This is a genomic window from Trichormus variabilis 0441 (assembly GCF_009856605.1).
Taxonomy (GTDB): Bacteria; Cyanobacteriota; Cyanobacteriia; order Cyanobacteriales; family Nostocaceae; genus Trichormus; species Trichormus variabilis.
Genome location: NZ_CP047242.1, coordinates 3,156,442 through 3,171,956, shown reverse-complemented (window position 1 = coordinate 3,171,956; position 15,515 = coordinate 3,156,442). Strand labels below are relative to the sequence as shown.

16 protein-coding genes are annotated in these 15,515 nt (G+C 39.2%); 10 read left to right on the top strand and 6 right to left on the bottom strand.

Translation table 11 applies throughout. From position 1 onward, the window contains the following. Positions 1-197 precede the first annotated feature (197 nt). The 4 genes from GSQ19_RS12970 to GSQ19_RS12955 form a co-directional block, all read right to left on the bottom strand. A complete protein-coding gene (locus tag GSQ19_RS12970) occupies positions 198-1,895 on the bottom strand; it encodes a coiled-coil domain-containing protein (protein ID WP_011318354.1) in 1,698 nt (565 codons plus the stop codon). Between the two features lie 313 nt (positions 1,896-2,208). Next, the gene (locus GSQ19_RS12965) at positions 2,209-2,832 is read right to left on the bottom strand and encodes a hypothetical protein (protein ID WP_011318353.1); all 624 of its coding nucleotides are present in this window, start codon (positions 2,830-2,832) and stop codon (positions 2,209-2,211) included. Then, a complete protein-coding gene (locus GSQ19_RS12960) occupies positions 2,832-3,464 on the bottom strand; it encodes a ParA family protein (protein ID WP_011318352.1) in 633 nt (210 codons plus the stop codon). Before GSQ19_RS12960 ends, GSQ19_RS12965 begins: the two co-directional genes overlap by 1 nt. Before the next feature lie 433 nt (positions 3,465-3,897). Then, on the bottom strand, positions 3,898-4,104 hold the full coding sequence (locus GSQ19_RS12955; RefSeq protein WP_011318351.1) for a hypothetical protein: 207 nt from the start codon (positions 4,102-4,104) through the stop codon (positions 3,898-3,900). A gap of 238 nt (positions 4,105-4,342) precedes the next feature. Between GSQ19_RS12955 and GSQ19_RS12950 the strand changes: the two genes are divergently transcribed. From GSQ19_RS12950 to GSQ19_RS12935, 4 genes are all read left to right on the top strand, one after another. Then, a complete protein-coding gene (locus GSQ19_RS12950) occupies positions 4,343-6,502 on the top strand; it encodes a Tex family protein (RefSeq protein ID WP_011318350.1) in 2,160 nt (719 codons plus the stop codon). A 14-nt stretch (positions 6,503-6,516) separates the two neighbouring features. Next, a complete protein-coding gene (locus tag GSQ19_RS12945; RefSeq protein WP_011318349.1) occupies positions 6,517-6,837 on the top strand; it encodes a 2Fe-2S iron-sulfur cluster-binding protein in 321 nt (106 codons plus the stop codon). A 267-nt stretch (positions 6,838-7,104) separates the two neighbouring features. Further along, complete coding sequence (locus GSQ19_RS12940; RefSeq protein WP_011318348.1) at positions 7,105-7,515, top strand: phage holin family protein; 411 nt, start codon at positions 7,105-7,107, stop codon at positions 7,513-7,515. Positions 7,516-7,592: 77 nt separating this feature from the next. Then, positions 7,593-7,769, top strand: a complete 177-nt coding sequence (locus GSQ19_RS12935; protein WP_010994340.1) for a YqaE/Pmp3 family membrane protein — start codon at positions 7,593-7,595, stop codon at positions 7,767-7,769. 392 nt (positions 7,770-8,161) lie between these two features. Here the strand turns inward: GSQ19_RS12935 and GSQ19_RS12930 are convergent, their stop codons facing one another. Beyond that, on the bottom strand, positions 8,162-8,962 hold the full coding sequence (locus GSQ19_RS12930) for a hypothetical protein (RefSeq protein ID WP_011318347.1): 801 nt from the start codon (positions 8,960-8,962) through the stop codon (positions 8,162-8,164). A 500-nt stretch (positions 8,963-9,462) separates the two neighbouring features. On the opposite strand from GSQ19_RS12930, the gene petJ reads away from it, so the two are divergent. Genes petJ through GSQ19_RS12915 form a run of 3 tightly spaced genes read left to right on the top strand, consistent with a single transcriptional unit; the run spans position 9,463 to position 11,950 of the window. Then, entirely contained in the window at positions 9,463-9,744 is a 282-nt protein-coding gene (petJ, locus tag GSQ19_RS12925) for a cytochrome c6 PetJ (protein ID WP_242035392.1), read from the top strand. A 26-nt stretch (positions 9,745-9,770) separates the two neighbouring features. Next, entirely contained in the window at positions 9,771-10,790 is a 1,020-nt protein-coding gene (locus tag GSQ19_RS12920) for an aldo/keto reductase (protein WP_011318345.1), read from the top strand. Between the two features lie 5 nt (positions 10,791-10,795). Continuing rightward, a complete protein-coding gene (locus GSQ19_RS12915) occupies positions 10,796-11,950 on the top strand; it encodes a glycosyltransferase (protein ID WP_011318344.1) in 1,155 nt (384 codons plus the stop codon). Here GSQ19_RS12915 and GSQ19_RS12910 read toward each other — a convergent pair. Next, the gene (locus GSQ19_RS12910) at positions 11,933-13,126 is read right to left on the bottom strand and encodes a glycosyltransferase family 4 protein (RefSeq protein ID WP_011318343.1); all 1,194 of its coding nucleotides are present in this window, start codon (positions 13,124-13,126) and stop codon (positions 11,933-11,935) included. The two genes, GSQ19_RS12915 and GSQ19_RS12910, sit on opposite strands and share 18 nt — an antisense overlap. A gap of 127 nt (positions 13,127-13,253) precedes the next feature. Between GSQ19_RS12910 and GSQ19_RS12905 the strand changes: the two genes are divergently transcribed. The 3 genes from GSQ19_RS12905 to GSQ19_RS12895 are packed head-to-tail and all read left to right on the top strand — an operon-like array spanning position 13,254 to position 15,448. Further along, complete coding sequence (locus GSQ19_RS12905) at positions 13,254-14,156, top strand: hypothetical protein (protein ID WP_011318342.1); 903 nt, start codon at positions 13,254-13,256, stop codon at positions 14,154-14,156. Between the two features lie 2 nt (positions 14,157-14,158). Beyond that, complete coding sequence (locus GSQ19_RS12900) at positions 14,159-14,827, top strand: hypothetical protein (RefSeq protein WP_011318341.1); 669 nt, start codon at positions 14,159-14,161, stop codon at positions 14,825-14,827. A gap of 3 nt (positions 14,828-14,830) precedes the next feature. Beyond that, the gene (locus GSQ19_RS12895) at positions 14,831-15,448 is read left to right on the top strand and encodes an FHA domain-containing protein (protein ID WP_011318340.1); all 618 of its coding nucleotides are present in this window, start codon (positions 14,831-14,833) and stop codon (positions 15,446-15,448) included. Positions 15,449-15,515: the final 67 nt, after the last annotated feature.

Genomic DNA, 15,515 nt, shown 5'->3' with positions numbered 1-15,515 from the left:
ATTCGTAGTCAGCATTATTAACTACACACTACGAATTACCCATTACGAATCTACACACACCATGTTCTTTAAATTATGCCTGGAAACGTTGACAACCGTCCTTAGCTGCTGTTTCTCTGTAGGAAGGACGGTAATCGGCAAAGAAGGCATGGAGTGCATGAGTAACTGGACATCTGGTACTTTAGCTGCGTAATTTTTTAGCTCAGGTTTGTATTATTATCTAAATTTTTATTTTGTAAACTGCTGAGATTGCGACTAGCGACATCAGCACTAATTCCCCAGAGAATTAATCCTAAATAGTCGGAGAAAGGTCTAGCACCAAAAGTGAGTCCGTTGTCTACATAAAGCGAACCTATACCCACCAAAGACAAACCAACTAGTAGCGTTAGGGATAAAAAAGGCCGCACAAGCCAAAATGTAGCTCCGATGCGTATGTCATCAGACACCCCAGAAAGTAATATTAGGAAATCTTGACAGCGAATTTTCCATTCCGGTTGGTTACTCGGTATTGGGGAAACTGCATCAGCTTGAATTAAAAACCTTTGTACTGAATCGGCTAGTTCTAGCAGTGAGAAAGCTTCATTGTGCAGGAAATATTTATCTAATTGCCGTTTTTGATTGAGGTTGGCTAAACCCTTCATTACTTCCTGCATACACTTTTGAGCAACAGCATCATTCCTTTGTGCTAAAAGTGAACGAGTTTTAATAATATTTTTATGCACCTCATGAGCCATTTTATTGAGGCTGTCTTCTTCCCGCATCTCTAGTATTTGGTTTTCTATTTGTCTCAGCTTGTTTAAGGCTTCCAATCTGGCTTCAATGGCATCTATTTCTGCTAAGGCCTTATCTATCTTCTCCCATCGAATTAATTGTCCTACCCATTCAACCATGTTGTTGAGTATGTCTTGGTCTTCGCTATGTTCTGCTTCTTGTCTAATTCTGGCTTTGAGGCGGTAAACTGCCTTAATAGCTCTGGTAATGTCGCTACCAGATTCCTGCATATATTTGAATAATCGACCCAAAATTACGCCAAATATTAACACCATTAGGGGTAAAATTGGCCCAGAACGCATCCTCAAATCTACTGGTATGGCTAACCTTTGCGTTTGTCCTGATAGGGTGAAGTAAATAGTCCCTGTGTAACGATCTGGGGGGATGATGGAACGATTTAAATTTAATGGTAAAGTAACTATGCGATCGCCTGGTAAATTCACAGATCCTTGAGGCAAACTCAAAGCTGTCTCTGTTAATTGATATCCTGTCTGTTCACCTCTGAGAATGACTCTAGCATCAATAATAGTTACAGGCCCTTGACTAGGATTATCAAATTGGAGTTGCCACTGGCTTAAAAATGCACTAGCTGGTAGTAATCCTTTAGCGAGCAAGCAGTCAAAAAAACCGAGAATACCATCACAGTTGACTAGATGTAGTTGAATTTGTTCTGTACCACCCAAGGGAATGAGAGTCGGTCTAGCTTTAGCAATTACTTGAAGAGAAATATTTTGTATTTGCGGCTGAGTTTGATTTGGTAGCAATACTTGGAGAGTTCCTTCATAAGTTCCAGGTAAACGAACATCGGTGACTTTCAGTTGGAAATCTTGAGGAATACCTACAGAAAGTTTTGTTTCACCTACTACGGTTACTTGGTGGCGGTTAATAATTTCGTTGCCTTCTTTTCGCCGCAAATCTGAGGCTAAAAAGACGAATTTCTCAATATTTTCTCCCTGAGCCGTTAATCTTAAGTTACCAACTAAAGCACTTTCTTCACCTAACCAACCAGTAATATGTATAGATTTATCACTAGAATCTACCAATATATTAGGTGCAGCTTTTGCTGGAACAGTATGAGTAATGACCATAACACACAGCAACAGAGATATTATTCGGTATTTCATGAGCAATTCTCAAGATTCAGAAGCAGATGAAGCGGATTGATATCAATAGGAATTACGCATGAAAAACGATCATGGAAATTAGGGAAAATTAATTCAAAATCCCCTGTGAGTAAACTTGCGCCTGCATAGTCAAGGCAAGCGCGACAAAATCCGAAATTGTTACCGCAGCGTACCGGATGCAGGAAAAAGAGTAAGGTATGTGGGGCTTTAACTCCTCTTGTAGAGAGGCTACCACCAAACCACAGGGTGGGAGATAAAGGACGTAATTATCAAATCCCTCTTCCTGCCCTATGATGCACCTAGCCTTCTATCTTTAATCATACAACCAAGTATTTGAAGAAAAATCATCATTGGTTTCTACCTGTTGTGTTGGGTAATTTTCAGGTAGCCGATGTGATTTTCGATAATGTACTGGTTTATAGCTTTCTTTCTCTTGTCTTTGTTTTTCTAGCAGTTCTTTTTCTAGCAGTTCTTTCTCTTGTCTTTGTTTTTCTAACTGTTGTCTCTCCAACTGCTCTTTTTCTTGTGCAGAAGCCAAAGATTTCTGTTCTTCTATAAGCTGGGAGTTAGCTTCTGCCAGTTGTAGGGCAGTTTTTTTGGTTTCGTCTAGTTCCTTAGTGAGTTTTTTAACTGAAGATTTTTGTTCAGATAAAGCTGATTGCAAATCATCTATTTTTTGCTGTAGCGATTTTTCCTGTTGTTCAGATTTTTTTAAACTGGCTTGTAATTCTTTGATAGTAGCTTCTAAATCTGCTTTAGTAGGAGTGCTACGTTTAGCAGCAGTTGCTTCTAGAGTCTGTTCTGATTCTTCTGGGGTAGTAGAAGTTTCTTCAACCACTTCTTGCGCTGTCACTTCAATGGCAGTTTCGCCAGCAGATGGTGTAAATTTTTGGGCTTCCTCTTGGATTAAGTCCGAGAGATTCTGTTTTCTAGGCATTATTTCCTCCAGTCACGCTGTAATTCTTCCGCCACTCGATGGTAGTCTGATTCCGCTTCTCTAGCATTTTTGCCTCGCCATTGGTCAATAGCTACACCGTCCAAGGCTGCTCTTTCATGGGCTTTATATATCCGAATAAAAGCCTTACAAACGGGAATTCCTAACCTTTGGAGAGTATTTTGTGCTTCTATTGCTTCATTTATACTCCGAGTGTCAACCTTTGTAAGTAGCACCCGATGGGGAACCCCGGACGGAACTACAGCCGCTTTGACTGTCTCAATTAATACAGCCAAATCCATTGCTGATGGAGGTGTAGGTAAAACTAGATAGTCTGCGATCGCTACTACTGTAGCTAATGCTTCCGAGTGTAGCGCAGGTGGCGTATCTACTACTACTAAATCGTAACCTTTTATTGTTTGCAACTGCCCTAAGAGTTGAGGATTGGTTTCTTGGGATAAATCAAACCCCATACCGTTTTGATTTCGGCCAAACCACCAACTGGCAGAACCTTGTATGTCTGTATCAATGAGAATAACTTTTTTTTTCTTCGCAAACTGAGCAGCTAAGTTGATGGCGGTAGTCGTTTTACCGACTCCCCCTTTACCGTTGAGAATAGTGATGATTTTTGGCACTGCTTACTTCCGACCCTGCCATACTTGAATATACCGCTTTGTGTGACCTTGCAAATTCACAATCCTAAATTAATAAATTCAGATTTTACAACTTTTCCCGACGCTAACCTCCATGCCCCTTGTGCCAACGTCAACTATTAACCCCTCCTTTTCATAGTGAAAGGATGCGTGTTTATGGTCAAACTATCCGTGAAATAACTCAACAGTAATTATAGGTAAGGATGTACTCACAACGCATAGGGAAGGAGTGCATGAGTTGGAAGCATCAAATCCTGAAATTCATAATTCTATTCAGAAATGCTCTAAGGGAACACAAAAAAATAAATTATTCCCAATTTATTGTCAGTAAGGTGCGTCAGTATGAATAAGTTCTTGGTACAGATAGGTTTTCTCACACTGGCGCACCCTTGTATATTTTTTTATCTGGAAGTCCCTAATTTCTGCTTAAAAATCTGTTAGTGCTAACAAATACTACGATTAGCAGCAGTGTTTGTATTTGCCAAGGTGCTAGGACTAGGCTCACAATCAAACTCAGCACCGTAAATGTACTAATAATATAAGCTACTTCATCTTGGCATTTTTGGGATATGTAGCCAGTTGCTAAACCAGCCAGCAAGGGAACCAAAAAAAACATGGGCATTTTTACTTACCTTCCCACATAAATGTAAACTTTTACTAAAGCTAAGTGAGAGCTATTCTTATATATCGGGTAATCTCTTATTGTAGCAAGTAGAGTCACAGTATCTTACTTAAAATTACCGTATTTTTCTCAATATTGCGTAACTATTTGGTAAAGTAACTTAATACATACTACCAATCCTAAAAGAAAGATTTAGCATTGTACCTTTAGGAGTAAATTTTTCACATACAAATACCTGATGCTGAACATTCCTCAACTACTGGCAACTGAACTAGAACTCAAACCCTTTCAGGTGCAAAATGCGCTGGAACTTTTGGCGGAGGGTGCGACTATTCCTTTTATTTCCCGTTATCGCAAAGAACGCACTGGTGAAATGAATGAGGTGCAGTTGCGTGATTTAGCTGATAGGTATACTTACTTAACGGAATTAGAAGAAAGAAAGTCGGTAATTTTGAAAGCTATTACCGAACAGAATAAACTGACGGATGAACTACAAGAGAAAATCGTCTCTTGTTTACAAAAAACTGAACTTGAGGATTTATACTTACCCTATCGTCCTAAGCGCCGGACTCGCGCCACTATTGCTAGAGAGAAGGGATTACAACCTTTAGCGGATTTCATTAAGTCTTTAAATACTAAAAACCCCGTTTCTGCATCATTATCGGAAGAAGCAGCAAGATATATTTCTGAAACTCAGGGAGTCACCAGCGCCGATGAAGCACTAAAAGGTGCGGCTGATATTTTAGCGGAGGAAGTGGCAGAAAAGGCTGATTTACGTGCCTATATTCGAGATTATCTCTTAGAAGATGGGGTGTTTGTTTCTCGTATTAAAGATGATTACCCGGAAGGTACAACCAAGTTTGAAATGTACCGCAACTATCAAATTAATGTGAAAAATATTGCCCCCCACAATTTGCTGGCGTTGTGTCGGGGTGAAACTGAGGGAATATTAAGCTTTGATGTGGTATTTGCAGAAGATTGGGTTCTTTCTTACTTAGAATCTCAAGAAATTAAAACAAAAGTGCAGGGAATTCGGGATTTCTATCAAGCGATGCTGAAAGATGCGTTCAACCGTTTGATGAAAAATTCCCTTATCAGTGAAGTCATTGCTGATAAGAAAACCTATGCGGATATTGAGTCTATTCGGACATTTGAAATCAATTTGCGTGAATTGTTGCTATCTGCGCCGGCGGGAATGAAACCAACTATGGCTATTGACCCTGGGTTTAGAACTGGCTGTAAAGTGGCAATTATTGACCAAACTGGGAAATTTCTGGAATATCAAGCGGTATTTCCTCACCAAGCTGCGGAACAACGGACAAAAGCGGCTCAAATTCTCAAAAATCTGATTGAAAAATACAAAATTGAGTTAATAGCCATTGGTAATGGTACAGCATCACGGGAAACAGATGAGTTTGTCATGCAGGTATTACAAACACTAGACCGTAAACCTACCAAGGTGATGGTCAATGAATCTGGTGCATCTATATATTCTGCTAGCAAAGTCGCACTGGAAGAGTTTCCTGATTTAGATGTGACGGTGCGGGGTGCAATTAGTATTGGTCGGCGTTTGCAAGACCCGTTAGCGGAATTGGTGAAAATAGATCCGAAATCGATTGGTGTGGGACAATACCAGCATGATGTTGATCAGAAATTGTTGAAGAAGAAGTTAGATGAGACTGTAGAAAGCTGCGTTAACTACGTGGGTGTAGATTTAAATACCGCTTCTAAGGAACTGTTAACTTTTGTTTCGGGAATTACACCAGCAGTCGCTAATAATATTGTGGCTTACCGTAACCAGTATGGAGCTTTTAAAAATCGTCGCCAACTTTTGAAGGTTCCCAAGTTGGGGCCGAAAGCTTTTGAACAGGCGGCGGGGTTCCTAAGGATTCGTGGCGGTGATAACCCTTTGGATAATACAGCAGTGCATCCAGAAAGTTATGCAGTAGTGGAAGCGATCGCCTCTGACTTAAGTGTAACTTTAAATCAGGTAACACAAATTGCCGAAAAACTCAAAAAAGCCAACTTGAAGAAATATGTCACCGATACAGTTGGTGAACCGACACTGCGGGACATTCTCAGCGAATTAGAAAAACCGGGGAGAGACCCCCGTGCAGAATTTAAGTACGCCACCTTCAAGGAAGGGATTAAAGAAATCACCGACTTGCAAGAAGGGATGGAATTGGAAGGGATTGTCACCAATGTTGCTAACTTTGGTGCGTTCGTCGATATTGGTGTTCATCAAGATGGTTTGGTGCATATCTCTCAACTGACTGATAGATTTGTTGATGACCCCAAGAAAGTTGTCAAGGTGGGACAAGTGGTTAAGGTGAGAGTGCTGGAAGTCAACGCCAAATTGAAAAGAATTAGTTTGTCGATGAAAGCAGTGAAGCAATAGATTACTTTTGGCAGATGACAGTTTATCAAGTCCGACTTATAAATAGTGCGATCGCATTAGATTGCATTATCTCAGTACCAGACGATCAATATATTCTGGATATAGCCGCAGAGGCTGGTATTCGCTTACCATCGGGATGCAAACAGGGAGACTGTTCTGCTTGTGTTGCCAAACTTATTAGTGGTGAAGTTGACCAAAGTGAGCAACAATTTTTGCGTCCTGATGAAATTCAGCAAGGCTACGTTGTCACCTGCGTTACTTATCCCTTATCAGATTGCACTTTAGAAACTCATCAAGAGCAAGTTTTGTATAATTCCTCACTTTACCAACCTTGATGCGTAAAGCCTCCAATTAATTAAATTTGGGGGAGTATGTCAATATCAATCTGATGCAGGGAAATCAGAAGAATCTCATTTTGAATCTGAGTAATTTCACAGTAAGCAAGGATTTCCTGATTTTTGAGTGATTTTATCTGATTTTTCCGAAAATACTCCAGATGGTAGAAAGGCAATCTATCTTGTTAGAGATGCTTTTACCTATTGAAATATTCAAGATAGTAATAGCAAAAACAAATAATCTATTACTGAATTTTAGGTAAAAAAATGTTGGGAATGTTTTTAACCGCTCTAGCTACAGCACTCAGTCTATTAATTGTTGATTTAGTAGTTCCTGGTGTTAATATTGCTAATTTTCCTGCGGCGATAATTGCTGCTGTTGTAATTGGCTTAGTTAATGGCTCAGTTAGACCAGTTCTATCAACTCTATCGTTACCGCTTAACTTCTTAACCTTTGGTGCATTTTCTCTAGTTGTTAACGGTTTGTGTTTTTCATTAGCAGCAGCTTTGGTTCCTGGGTTTAGCGTTCATGGCATTCTTGCTTTTATCCTTGGGCCGGTTGTCCTTTCTTTCGCTAGCACTTTCATCAACAACTATTTTGTTGAGAAGAATCTTTTAGCTGGAAACCAAAAAACTCAACCAGAATTACCTTCTGAAGGTGAATTGTCATCTAGATGATTCCTCAGATGGAGTTAGGAATTCACTTAATTTCCGACAATGTAAGTAAATAAAATTTGAAAGGTAGCAACAATCCCATGAAATTACTTCGTCTTCTTCTCGGTTTACTATTACCTCCTGTAGGTGTGTTCTTGACAGTCGGTGTCGGACCAACTTTGGTAATTAATATTTTGCTAACTCTTTTAGGTTGGCTACCCGGTAGCATTCATGCTGTTTGGGTAATCGCTAAACATGAAGAACAGTTTAATTATTGATTGAAGTTAGATGTCACCTTTTTGAATTAGATAGGTCGGGGAATTCCCGCCTATTTTTATATATAGCCGTAGCTAAATTAGGGCATCAAGATAAGATACAACCCTGACATTAACAATTCAAAATTCAAAATTCAAAATTCAAAATTCAAAATTAAAGACATTTTCAGACGGGAATTTAAACCCCGCCTGAAAATGATACTACGTATAGACGTAGCGCAAAGTCTGAGCGCCGGCTTCCGGCGATCAGAACTTTGTAAGAGAGGGGTCTTAAACCCTTTTATTTACGATAAAAAGCTCTCAAGTCTGTCAACAGTCAACAACTATAATTATTCTCCAAAATTTAAATAGCCCAGACTTATCTGATAAGCCTGGGCTATTTTTCATCTATCCGATTACTTACGCGTAACTTCTTTCTCTTGCTCTGGATGTTCCTTATCTTTGAACAAATCGGCCGTTGCTAATAACAGTTCCCTCAAAGTTTGTTTGATTTGACGCTCTTTTCTCGCTAGGGATGTACCAGCTTCTCCTAGTTTACTATCTATTTGCGATCGCTTCTCCTCTACCTGAGTAGCCAGAGCCTCAGCTTGGGGACGAGCCTGTTCATACCAGGTTTTGGCTTCATCCAGATAATTTTTGACTTCTTCTGAGCGTCCACCATAACGAGCCGCTAAATTAGCCCTAACTATTGATAGTTGCGCCTGTAATTGCGCGTAACGCTTTTGTAATAGGGAAACTTCTTCACTATTTTTGATACTATCGATAGCGGAGTCAATTACAGTTCTCCTGCTAGCAGTTTCTTGCTGACCATTCTCCGCTATTTCTGCTAAGATGCCATCAACTTCTTGCTGAATTTTTTCTTCTTCACCATCAATTTGCGCTTGTAACCTTTGCAACTCTGACTGACTTCTAACTATTGCCGCATGTCTTTTAGTATTAACACCCTCGATGGCTCCTTCAATTGAAGCTGTAACTTCCTCCTTAATTTCTGTACCTTTGTCTTGCAGATTTTCAATTACGGTAGAAACTGCATCTTTAACTAAAGAACGAATTTCACTAGAACCCTCCTTGAACTCAGAGGCGACTTGAGAAACTGCGGTTTTGACAATTTCTCTAATTCTTTCGCTTTTTAGCTGTCCAGTTGCTTTTGCTTGCTGTAAGTCTGCTTGAATTTGTTGTTTGATATTATTAGCCATTTTCAACTCTTGTGATTTAGATAATTTGGATAAAATTTTTGTAGATAGTCTTCCTTCTACATTGTGGTTTAGTCATCATATTTGCGGTACTTCCTAGAGACATAAAATTAGAATATCCATACTAAAGTAGGTCATGTATAACTTGTTATCCATCTATGGGATGATGAGTATGTGACTATAGGAATCTGATTTGACTATTGTTGGCATAGCCTGCGCTTGCCCATAAAAACATAAGTATCTGTAGGGTGGGCATTGCCCACCAAAACTACATATATTTCAGAAATCAAATACTAGTCCTATGGTTATGTAAACATAGTCTATAGATTTGGTAGTTGGTAACAGGTAATTGTTAATTGAGAAGAAATCTCTATTTATTATCAATTCCGGTCTATGAATTAAGAACTTTTCATGGAAGTTAAAAATTAAATTATTACAGGAGAATTGTAGTGCGGCATTTGATTAAATTAGTGTTGATAACCCTTTTATTTTTGATAAGTACATTGACTTCGCCGGCAAGTGCAGTAGACACAGCGAATGGCGAACAAATATTTAGTGTTCATTGTGCAGGCTGTCATATCAATGGTAGTAATATCATCCGCCGTGGTAAGAACTTGCAAAAGAAGGCGCTGAAAAAATATGGGATGGATTCCCTAGAAGCTGTTGCAGCGATCGTCACTAATGGTAAAAATAATATGTCAGCCTATAAAGACCGTCTCAGCGAACAAGAGATTCAAAACGTGGCTGCTTATGTTCTAGAACAAGCAGAGAAAGGCTGGCGTTAGTAATTCAGAATTCAACATTCACAAAAATGGCACTATCAGCAGACAGTCGGTTGCAATTTACCTCTGATTTAAATATTTGCCGCATATTAAATGGAATGTGGCAAGTATCCGGCGGACATGGGAAAATTAATGCCCCAGCTGCTATTAAAACTATGTTCCAGTATGTGGATGCAGGCTTTACTACTTGGGATTTAGCAGACCATTATGGCCCGGCGGAAGACTTTATTGGTGAATTTCGTCGTCAGTTAGTGGCTAACCGTGGCAAAGAAGCATTAGCTAATATTCAAGCATTCACGAAATGGGTTCCTCGTCCTGGGAGAATGACCAAAAAACTGGTTGAGGAAAATATAGATATCTCCCGCCGCAGAATGGATGTAGAGTCATTAGATTTGATGCAGTTCCACTGGTGGGACTATCAAGATAAAAATTATTTAGATGCCCTCAAATATATGGCAGAACTACAAACTGAGGGCAAAATTAAGCATTTAGCTTTGACTAATTTTGACACAGAACATTTGCAAATTATTACCGAAGCTGGCATTAAAATTGTTTCTAACCAAGTGCAGTTTTCTTTAGTTGACCGCCGTCCTGAAGTGAATATGGTGAAATTTTGTCAACAGCATGACATCAAACTTTTCACCTATGGTACATTGTGCGGCGGTTTATTATCGGAAAAATATATTGGTAAACCAGAACCACGCGGTTTTGATTTGGGTACAACTAGCTTACGTAAGTACAAAAATATGGTTGATGCTTGGGGTGGTTGGCACTTGTTTCAAGAGTTGCTGTCTACCCTCAAGCAAATCGCTGATAAGCATGGAGTCAGCATTGCGAATGTGGCAACACGCTACATATTAGATAAACCAGCCGTTGGTGGTGTGATAGTTGGTGCCAGACTAGGCATATCTGAACACATTGCAGATAACGCCAAAGTATTTAGTTTTACTTTAGACGCAGAAGATAGTAATGTCATCAACACAATCTCCAGTCAATCACGAGATTTGTACCAATTAATCGGTGATTGCGGTGACGAATATCGCCGATAGTAACCATGACACGTCTTTTATTCATTACAGAAAGATTTGCCCCAGACTTAGGCGGTTTGGCGACTAGTGCCACACGGCTAGTAACAACACTGTCCCAATTAGGCGTAGAAGTTGATGTTGTCAGTTGGAGTCGTTACTTGCAACCAGGGGAAGTCTCACCACCCACATCTTTAGATGCACAACCCCGCGTCTATCGTATCGGCTTATATCGCCATTGGGATATGACAATGCCCCACACCCTCAATTTTTTAGAGTGGCTGCATCAAACTCGCGCCTACGATGGAGTTTGGGGACATTACTTATTTCCTAGCGGTTTCTTAGCTACTTGGTTTGCTGCCTTGCAAGGAATAGCCAGTACAGTTAGCGCCCGTGGTAACGATATTGACCGGGAAATGTTTCCCCCTGGAGATTTTGCCCGGTTGCAATGGACACTGCAACACGCCAAAGTAATCACCGCCGTGAGTGCGGATATGGCGCGGAAAATTCAGCTATTGAGTGGAAGAGATGATGTTTTGGTGTTGAAAAATGCCGTGGACACAGATATTTTTGCACCATTGGCGGAAACTAATCTGCGGGCCACTTTAGGAATTGCCCCCGATGAAGTGGTTTTAGGATTTTGTGGAGAATTGCGGGAAAAAAAAGGACAACAGTTTCTCCTCAATGCCTTAACAACAGTCCGCCAACAGCGTCCGGCTTGTCTGTTAATTATTGGTGAAGTGAGGACTTCTCAAGAATCGGTGTTGCAATTATATGCCAGTCAGCAGCCAGAAGATGCCCAAAGGGTGATTGTTACCGGACATTTGGCTGATGCACAAGCAGTTGCAGCCTATCTACAGTTATGCGATGTTTACCTCCAGCCTTCCTTGTGGGAAGGTATGCCCAATGCACTGTTAGAAGCGATGGCTTGCGGTTGCTGTTGTATCGCCAGTGATGCAGGTGGTATTCCAGAGGTGATTTTACATGGTGAAAATGGCTTTTTACTGCCTCGTTCTCATCTCCATAAGTTAGGTGAGGCGGTGTTGGAGTGTTTGGAAATGCCCGCAGGAGAGAAAAATTCCATTCAACAAGCAGCACGCGATCGCATCCTCACCAATTATTCTATCTCTCAAGAACGACAGCAACTACAAATTGTCATTAATTGTTTAGTCAATAGTCAGTAATTCCTGATAAGCCGCAATTAACTCCTTACCCGCGCCTTGCCAAGTATAATACTCTTCAATGCGTTGACGGGCATTAGCAGCTAGTTGACTCCCTAACTCCCCATCATTTCTTAACTGTAATACAGCATCCTTAATTGCCTTTGCCGAACCCGGCTTGACTGATAAGAAATGAACTCCGTTTTCTCCCAACTCCTGCACGACTGGTATATCACTAGTAATTACAGGTGTTCCCGTCGCCATACCTTCCAAAATCTTTAGGGGACAACAACCTTGGACGAGATTGCGATCGTTTGCCGCTAAAGGCGCTAAAATTACATCCGAACTATGAATATGTGCAACCAAATCTTTTTGGGACATGGGTTCTAAAATATTCAGTTTATCTGCCACACCCAGTTTGTAAGCTAGCTGTTTTAAAGTTTTTATCTGATGATTTCTCCCTTGTCCTATCACTGTCAAACAAGCAGGAAAATCTCGATTCAATAACCCTAAGGCTTCAACTGCTAAATTTACCCCTTGCCAAGGTGAAAGCGTCCCAAAATATAGCATCTGGTAAGGTAAATGACCTACATTGATGTTTAACTGCCGAGTATTTTTACAAATAAATATGTCTAAATCTACGCCATTAGGAATAACTTTAATTTTATTCTCTGATATTCCCCTTCCTTGTAAATATTTAGCAGTCACATTACTAGGAGTTACAATCAAATCTGCTGCATCTAAACAAATTTGCTCTTGGGAATATAGCTTATAGAGTAGGTCATCATCATTAGCTACAGCCGGATAGCGATATTTTAACTCAATCGAAGGTAACCCATTCACTTCAAAGATCATCTGGTCACAATATTGCTTTTTATTACAAGCAATTATCAAACCTTCATAAATTGAGCGAATATGTATCACATCAAATCGTCGGTTATTTAACCAACCTTGTAATTCTCGACGGAAGTACAAAACTCGCTGAATGAAATCATTACCCACAGCAGGTAACATTACTTGTTTAATATTTAAATGGATTTGGTCTGATTCTATTAATCCCACCGTTGGTGAAACTGTTAATAAATGTATTTCCTTATAAACATCTGCTAAAGCCGAAGAAAAAGCCTCAATATGAATTGATGCCCCTTTTGGTGCTGGTACAATATCGAAAGTAATATAAGCGATACTCAATTTATTCATACAAGTTTATAAATTCGTTGACAGGTTATTTTCTGTTTGATATACTTGCGGCGAAGCTGGAATAATAAAAGTTTGTTATTAACTTAAATTAATAAGTTTTAAATAATTATCACGATTTTTAAATAATATGGCTATTGAATTAAGCAACTTGCGAAAAGATTTGCTCTACACAGCACAATCTCCTTTAGCAAACATCTTAGATGATTTACAACAAATTGCAGAAATTGATCAGCTTTCAGAAATGAAGCAAAAAGAGTATGGTAAAAAAGCTTTATTTTATTTTCTGGGAATATTAACTTCTTGTACCTTACTTTTTATTTTATTAGTCGCAAGTAATAATCATCCTATATTTAGCTTATCCATGATAGGGCTATTCCTAGTCACACTTGCGCTGATAATTGCTTGTATTAGTGCTTTAGTGAAACGGAGTCGATATAAAAAAACAAATATTAGTAACCATCGATATGATTTAACAAAACAGATTTTACAGATGCTTGCCAGAGATATGGATAAGGCATCGACCTTTGATTTAAAACTGTCTTTTCAACCTATAGAAATTGATAACAACAAAATAGGTACTAATCCTCACCCATATAAGTCAGGATGGAAAGTAGACAATTATCGCCATGAATGGTTACACTTACAAGGTCAATTTTTAGATAAAACTCGTTTCAATCTGAGTTTAACTCAACTATCTAAAAAAGAACATGGCTGGAAGCGTGGCAGCAGTGGAAAGCAAAAGTATAAAACCAAAACTAAAGCTATTGGTTTAGATGTAGACTTAAAGTTATCTTATCCTCAAAGTCGGTATGGTGCAATTAAAGTCTTACAAACTGAAATCAATAGCGCAGTTAAACTACCCCAATCATCTACATTACGATTACTAAAAGTTACAGATAAAGCTATTAATATTAGCGCCAGAATCGCGCCTCAATTTCTGGAATCTCAAAACGCTTTATATGAAACAATCGCAGCCATATTTCTCAGTTGTTATCAAATACTGAATTTAGCCAAGTTACTTTCTAAATAATCATGAAAAAACAGGTTATAAATTTTTTATTATCAGGCTTATTACTGACATTAATTGTTAGTTGTAATAGTAATAAATCATCTAACTCTGTAGTAACTCCCAACAACCCAGCCGTAACGCCTGTAGCCGCCAATGTTGAAAGTACTGAGAAAATTAAATTTAAAACAGAAGGTGGTTCAGACTTATTTGCACTCAAGCAGCAAGCAGATGGAGCAAAGTTATTTGATGGTAAAAATCAAGAAATAGCCAGAATTAAAGTAGATAAAGACAATAAATTAAAACTGAAAAATCCTCAAGATCAAGTTTTAGGCTACGTAGTTACATCTAAGGGTAATTGGCAGTTAGAAAATTCAGATAGCAAACAAGTTTTATATATTCTCAGCCTACAAGGTAATGGTAATTATCAGTTAACAGATGGTACAAGAAAAGAAATTTACCAGATTAAGACAAGTGGCAAAGGTTTAGAAATTGCTAGTGCAGATACGAAATTAGTGTATCAAGTGAGAATTAAAGAAGGAAAAATATCCTTAAGAAATCCCCCAGGTAAAACTGTTTTCTCCACAAAATCAAATATCTCTCCCATTGCCTTTGCTTGCTTTGGATTTGACGTACTTACCCGTGAACAACAAGCGGCTTTAGCTTATGCAGTTAATTCCACAGGAGGACAGTAAACCTTGCAAATTCAACTAAGTTGGATAGTTCCTAACACAGGGGAACAAAGAGAACCAACATTAGAAACCCCAGTGGCAATTGGACGACAATTTACAGCGATGCCATCAGAAAATAATGGTCAAAGAGTTTCTAGAATCACTATTGAAGATGACCTCACAGCAGATTACCATGCCTTAATTGATTGGCAAAATCAAGAGTTGATAATTATTGACCAAAATACAGATAATGGCATCCAAATCAACGGCATACAACTAACTAATAGTAGTCTAAATAATGGCGATCGCATCAAAATCGGCACTTGTGAAATCACCATCAAATTTACCCCTGTCACAAACCCTGGGGAATGCGATCGCATGATAGGATTTCTCTTTAAGCGTCGTTGTGGACGCACAGATACCACAGGCTGTCCCCACTGTCACCCAACCTACGAAGAAGACTACGCCTACTATTCCGGCTATGGTAACTACCATTCTGGCTCTTGGGGTAGTAGCTATTACTATAACCGCGATCGCTACGAATACGACTCAGAAACAGGCAACATAGACTTTACCGAAGCCGACGCAATAAGTTTAGAAAACGAATATGATACTGATTATGAAACCAATATGGGCGCAAGTTAAGAATTTTTAAAACCCTTACACCCCTATACCCTTACCCCCTTATTACCCAGTCTCAACAGACAACCTG

What these genes read in the sequence shown, in the direction of transcription:
- GSQ19_RS12970 (WP_011318354.1), bottom strand. Translation starts at nt 1,895, where the DNA reads ATGAAATACCGAATAATATCTCTGTTGCTGTGTGTTATGGTCATTACT.
- GSQ19_RS12940 (WP_011318348.1), top strand. Translation starts at nt 7,105, where the DNA reads ATGTTGGGAATGTTTTTAACCGCTCTAGCTACAGCACTCAGTCTATTA.
- GSQ19_RS12910 (WP_011318343.1), bottom strand. Translation starts at nt 13,126, where the DNA reads ATGAATAAATTGAGTATCGCTTATATTACTTTCGATATTGTACCAGCA.
- GSQ19_RS12905 (WP_011318342.1), top strand. Translation starts at nt 13,254, where the DNA reads ATGGCTATTGAATTAAGCAACTTGCGAAAAGATTTGCTCTACACAGCA.
- GSQ19_RS12900 (WP_011318341.1), top strand. Translation starts at nt 14,159, where the DNA reads ATGAAAAAACAGGTTATAAATTTTTTATTATCAGGCTTATTACTGACA.
- GSQ19_RS12965 (WP_011318353.1), bottom strand. Translation starts at nt 2,832, where the DNA reads ATGCCTAGAAAACAGAATCTCTCGGACTTAATCCAAGAGGAAGCCCAA.
- GSQ19_RS12915 (WP_011318344.1), top strand. Translation starts at nt 10,796, where the DNA reads ATGACACGTCTTTTATTCATTACAGAAAGATTTGCCCCAGACTTAGGC.
- GSQ19_RS12930 (WP_011318347.1), bottom strand. Translation starts at nt 8,962, where the DNA reads ATGGCTAATAATATCAAACAACAAATTCAAGCAGACTTACAGCAAGCA.
- GSQ19_RS12955 (WP_011318351.1), bottom strand. Translation starts at nt 4,104, where the DNA reads ATGCCCATGTTTTTTTTGGTTCCCTTGCTGGCTGGTTTAGCAACTGGC.
- GSQ19_RS12920 (WP_011318345.1), top strand. Translation starts at nt 9,771, where the DNA reads ATGGCACTATCAGCAGACAGTCGGTTGCAATTTACCTCTGATTTAAAT.
- GSQ19_RS12945 (WP_011318349.1), top strand. Translation starts at nt 6,517, where the DNA reads ATGACAGTTTATCAAGTCCGACTTATAAATAGTGCGATCGCATTAGAT.
- GSQ19_RS12950 (WP_011318350.1), top strand. Translation starts at nt 4,343, where the DNA reads ATGCTGAACATTCCTCAACTACTGGCAACTGAACTAGAACTCAAACCC.
- GSQ19_RS12935 (WP_010994340.1), top strand. Translation starts at nt 7,593, where the DNA reads ATGAAATTACTTCGTCTTCTTCTCGGTTTACTATTACCTCCTGTAGGT.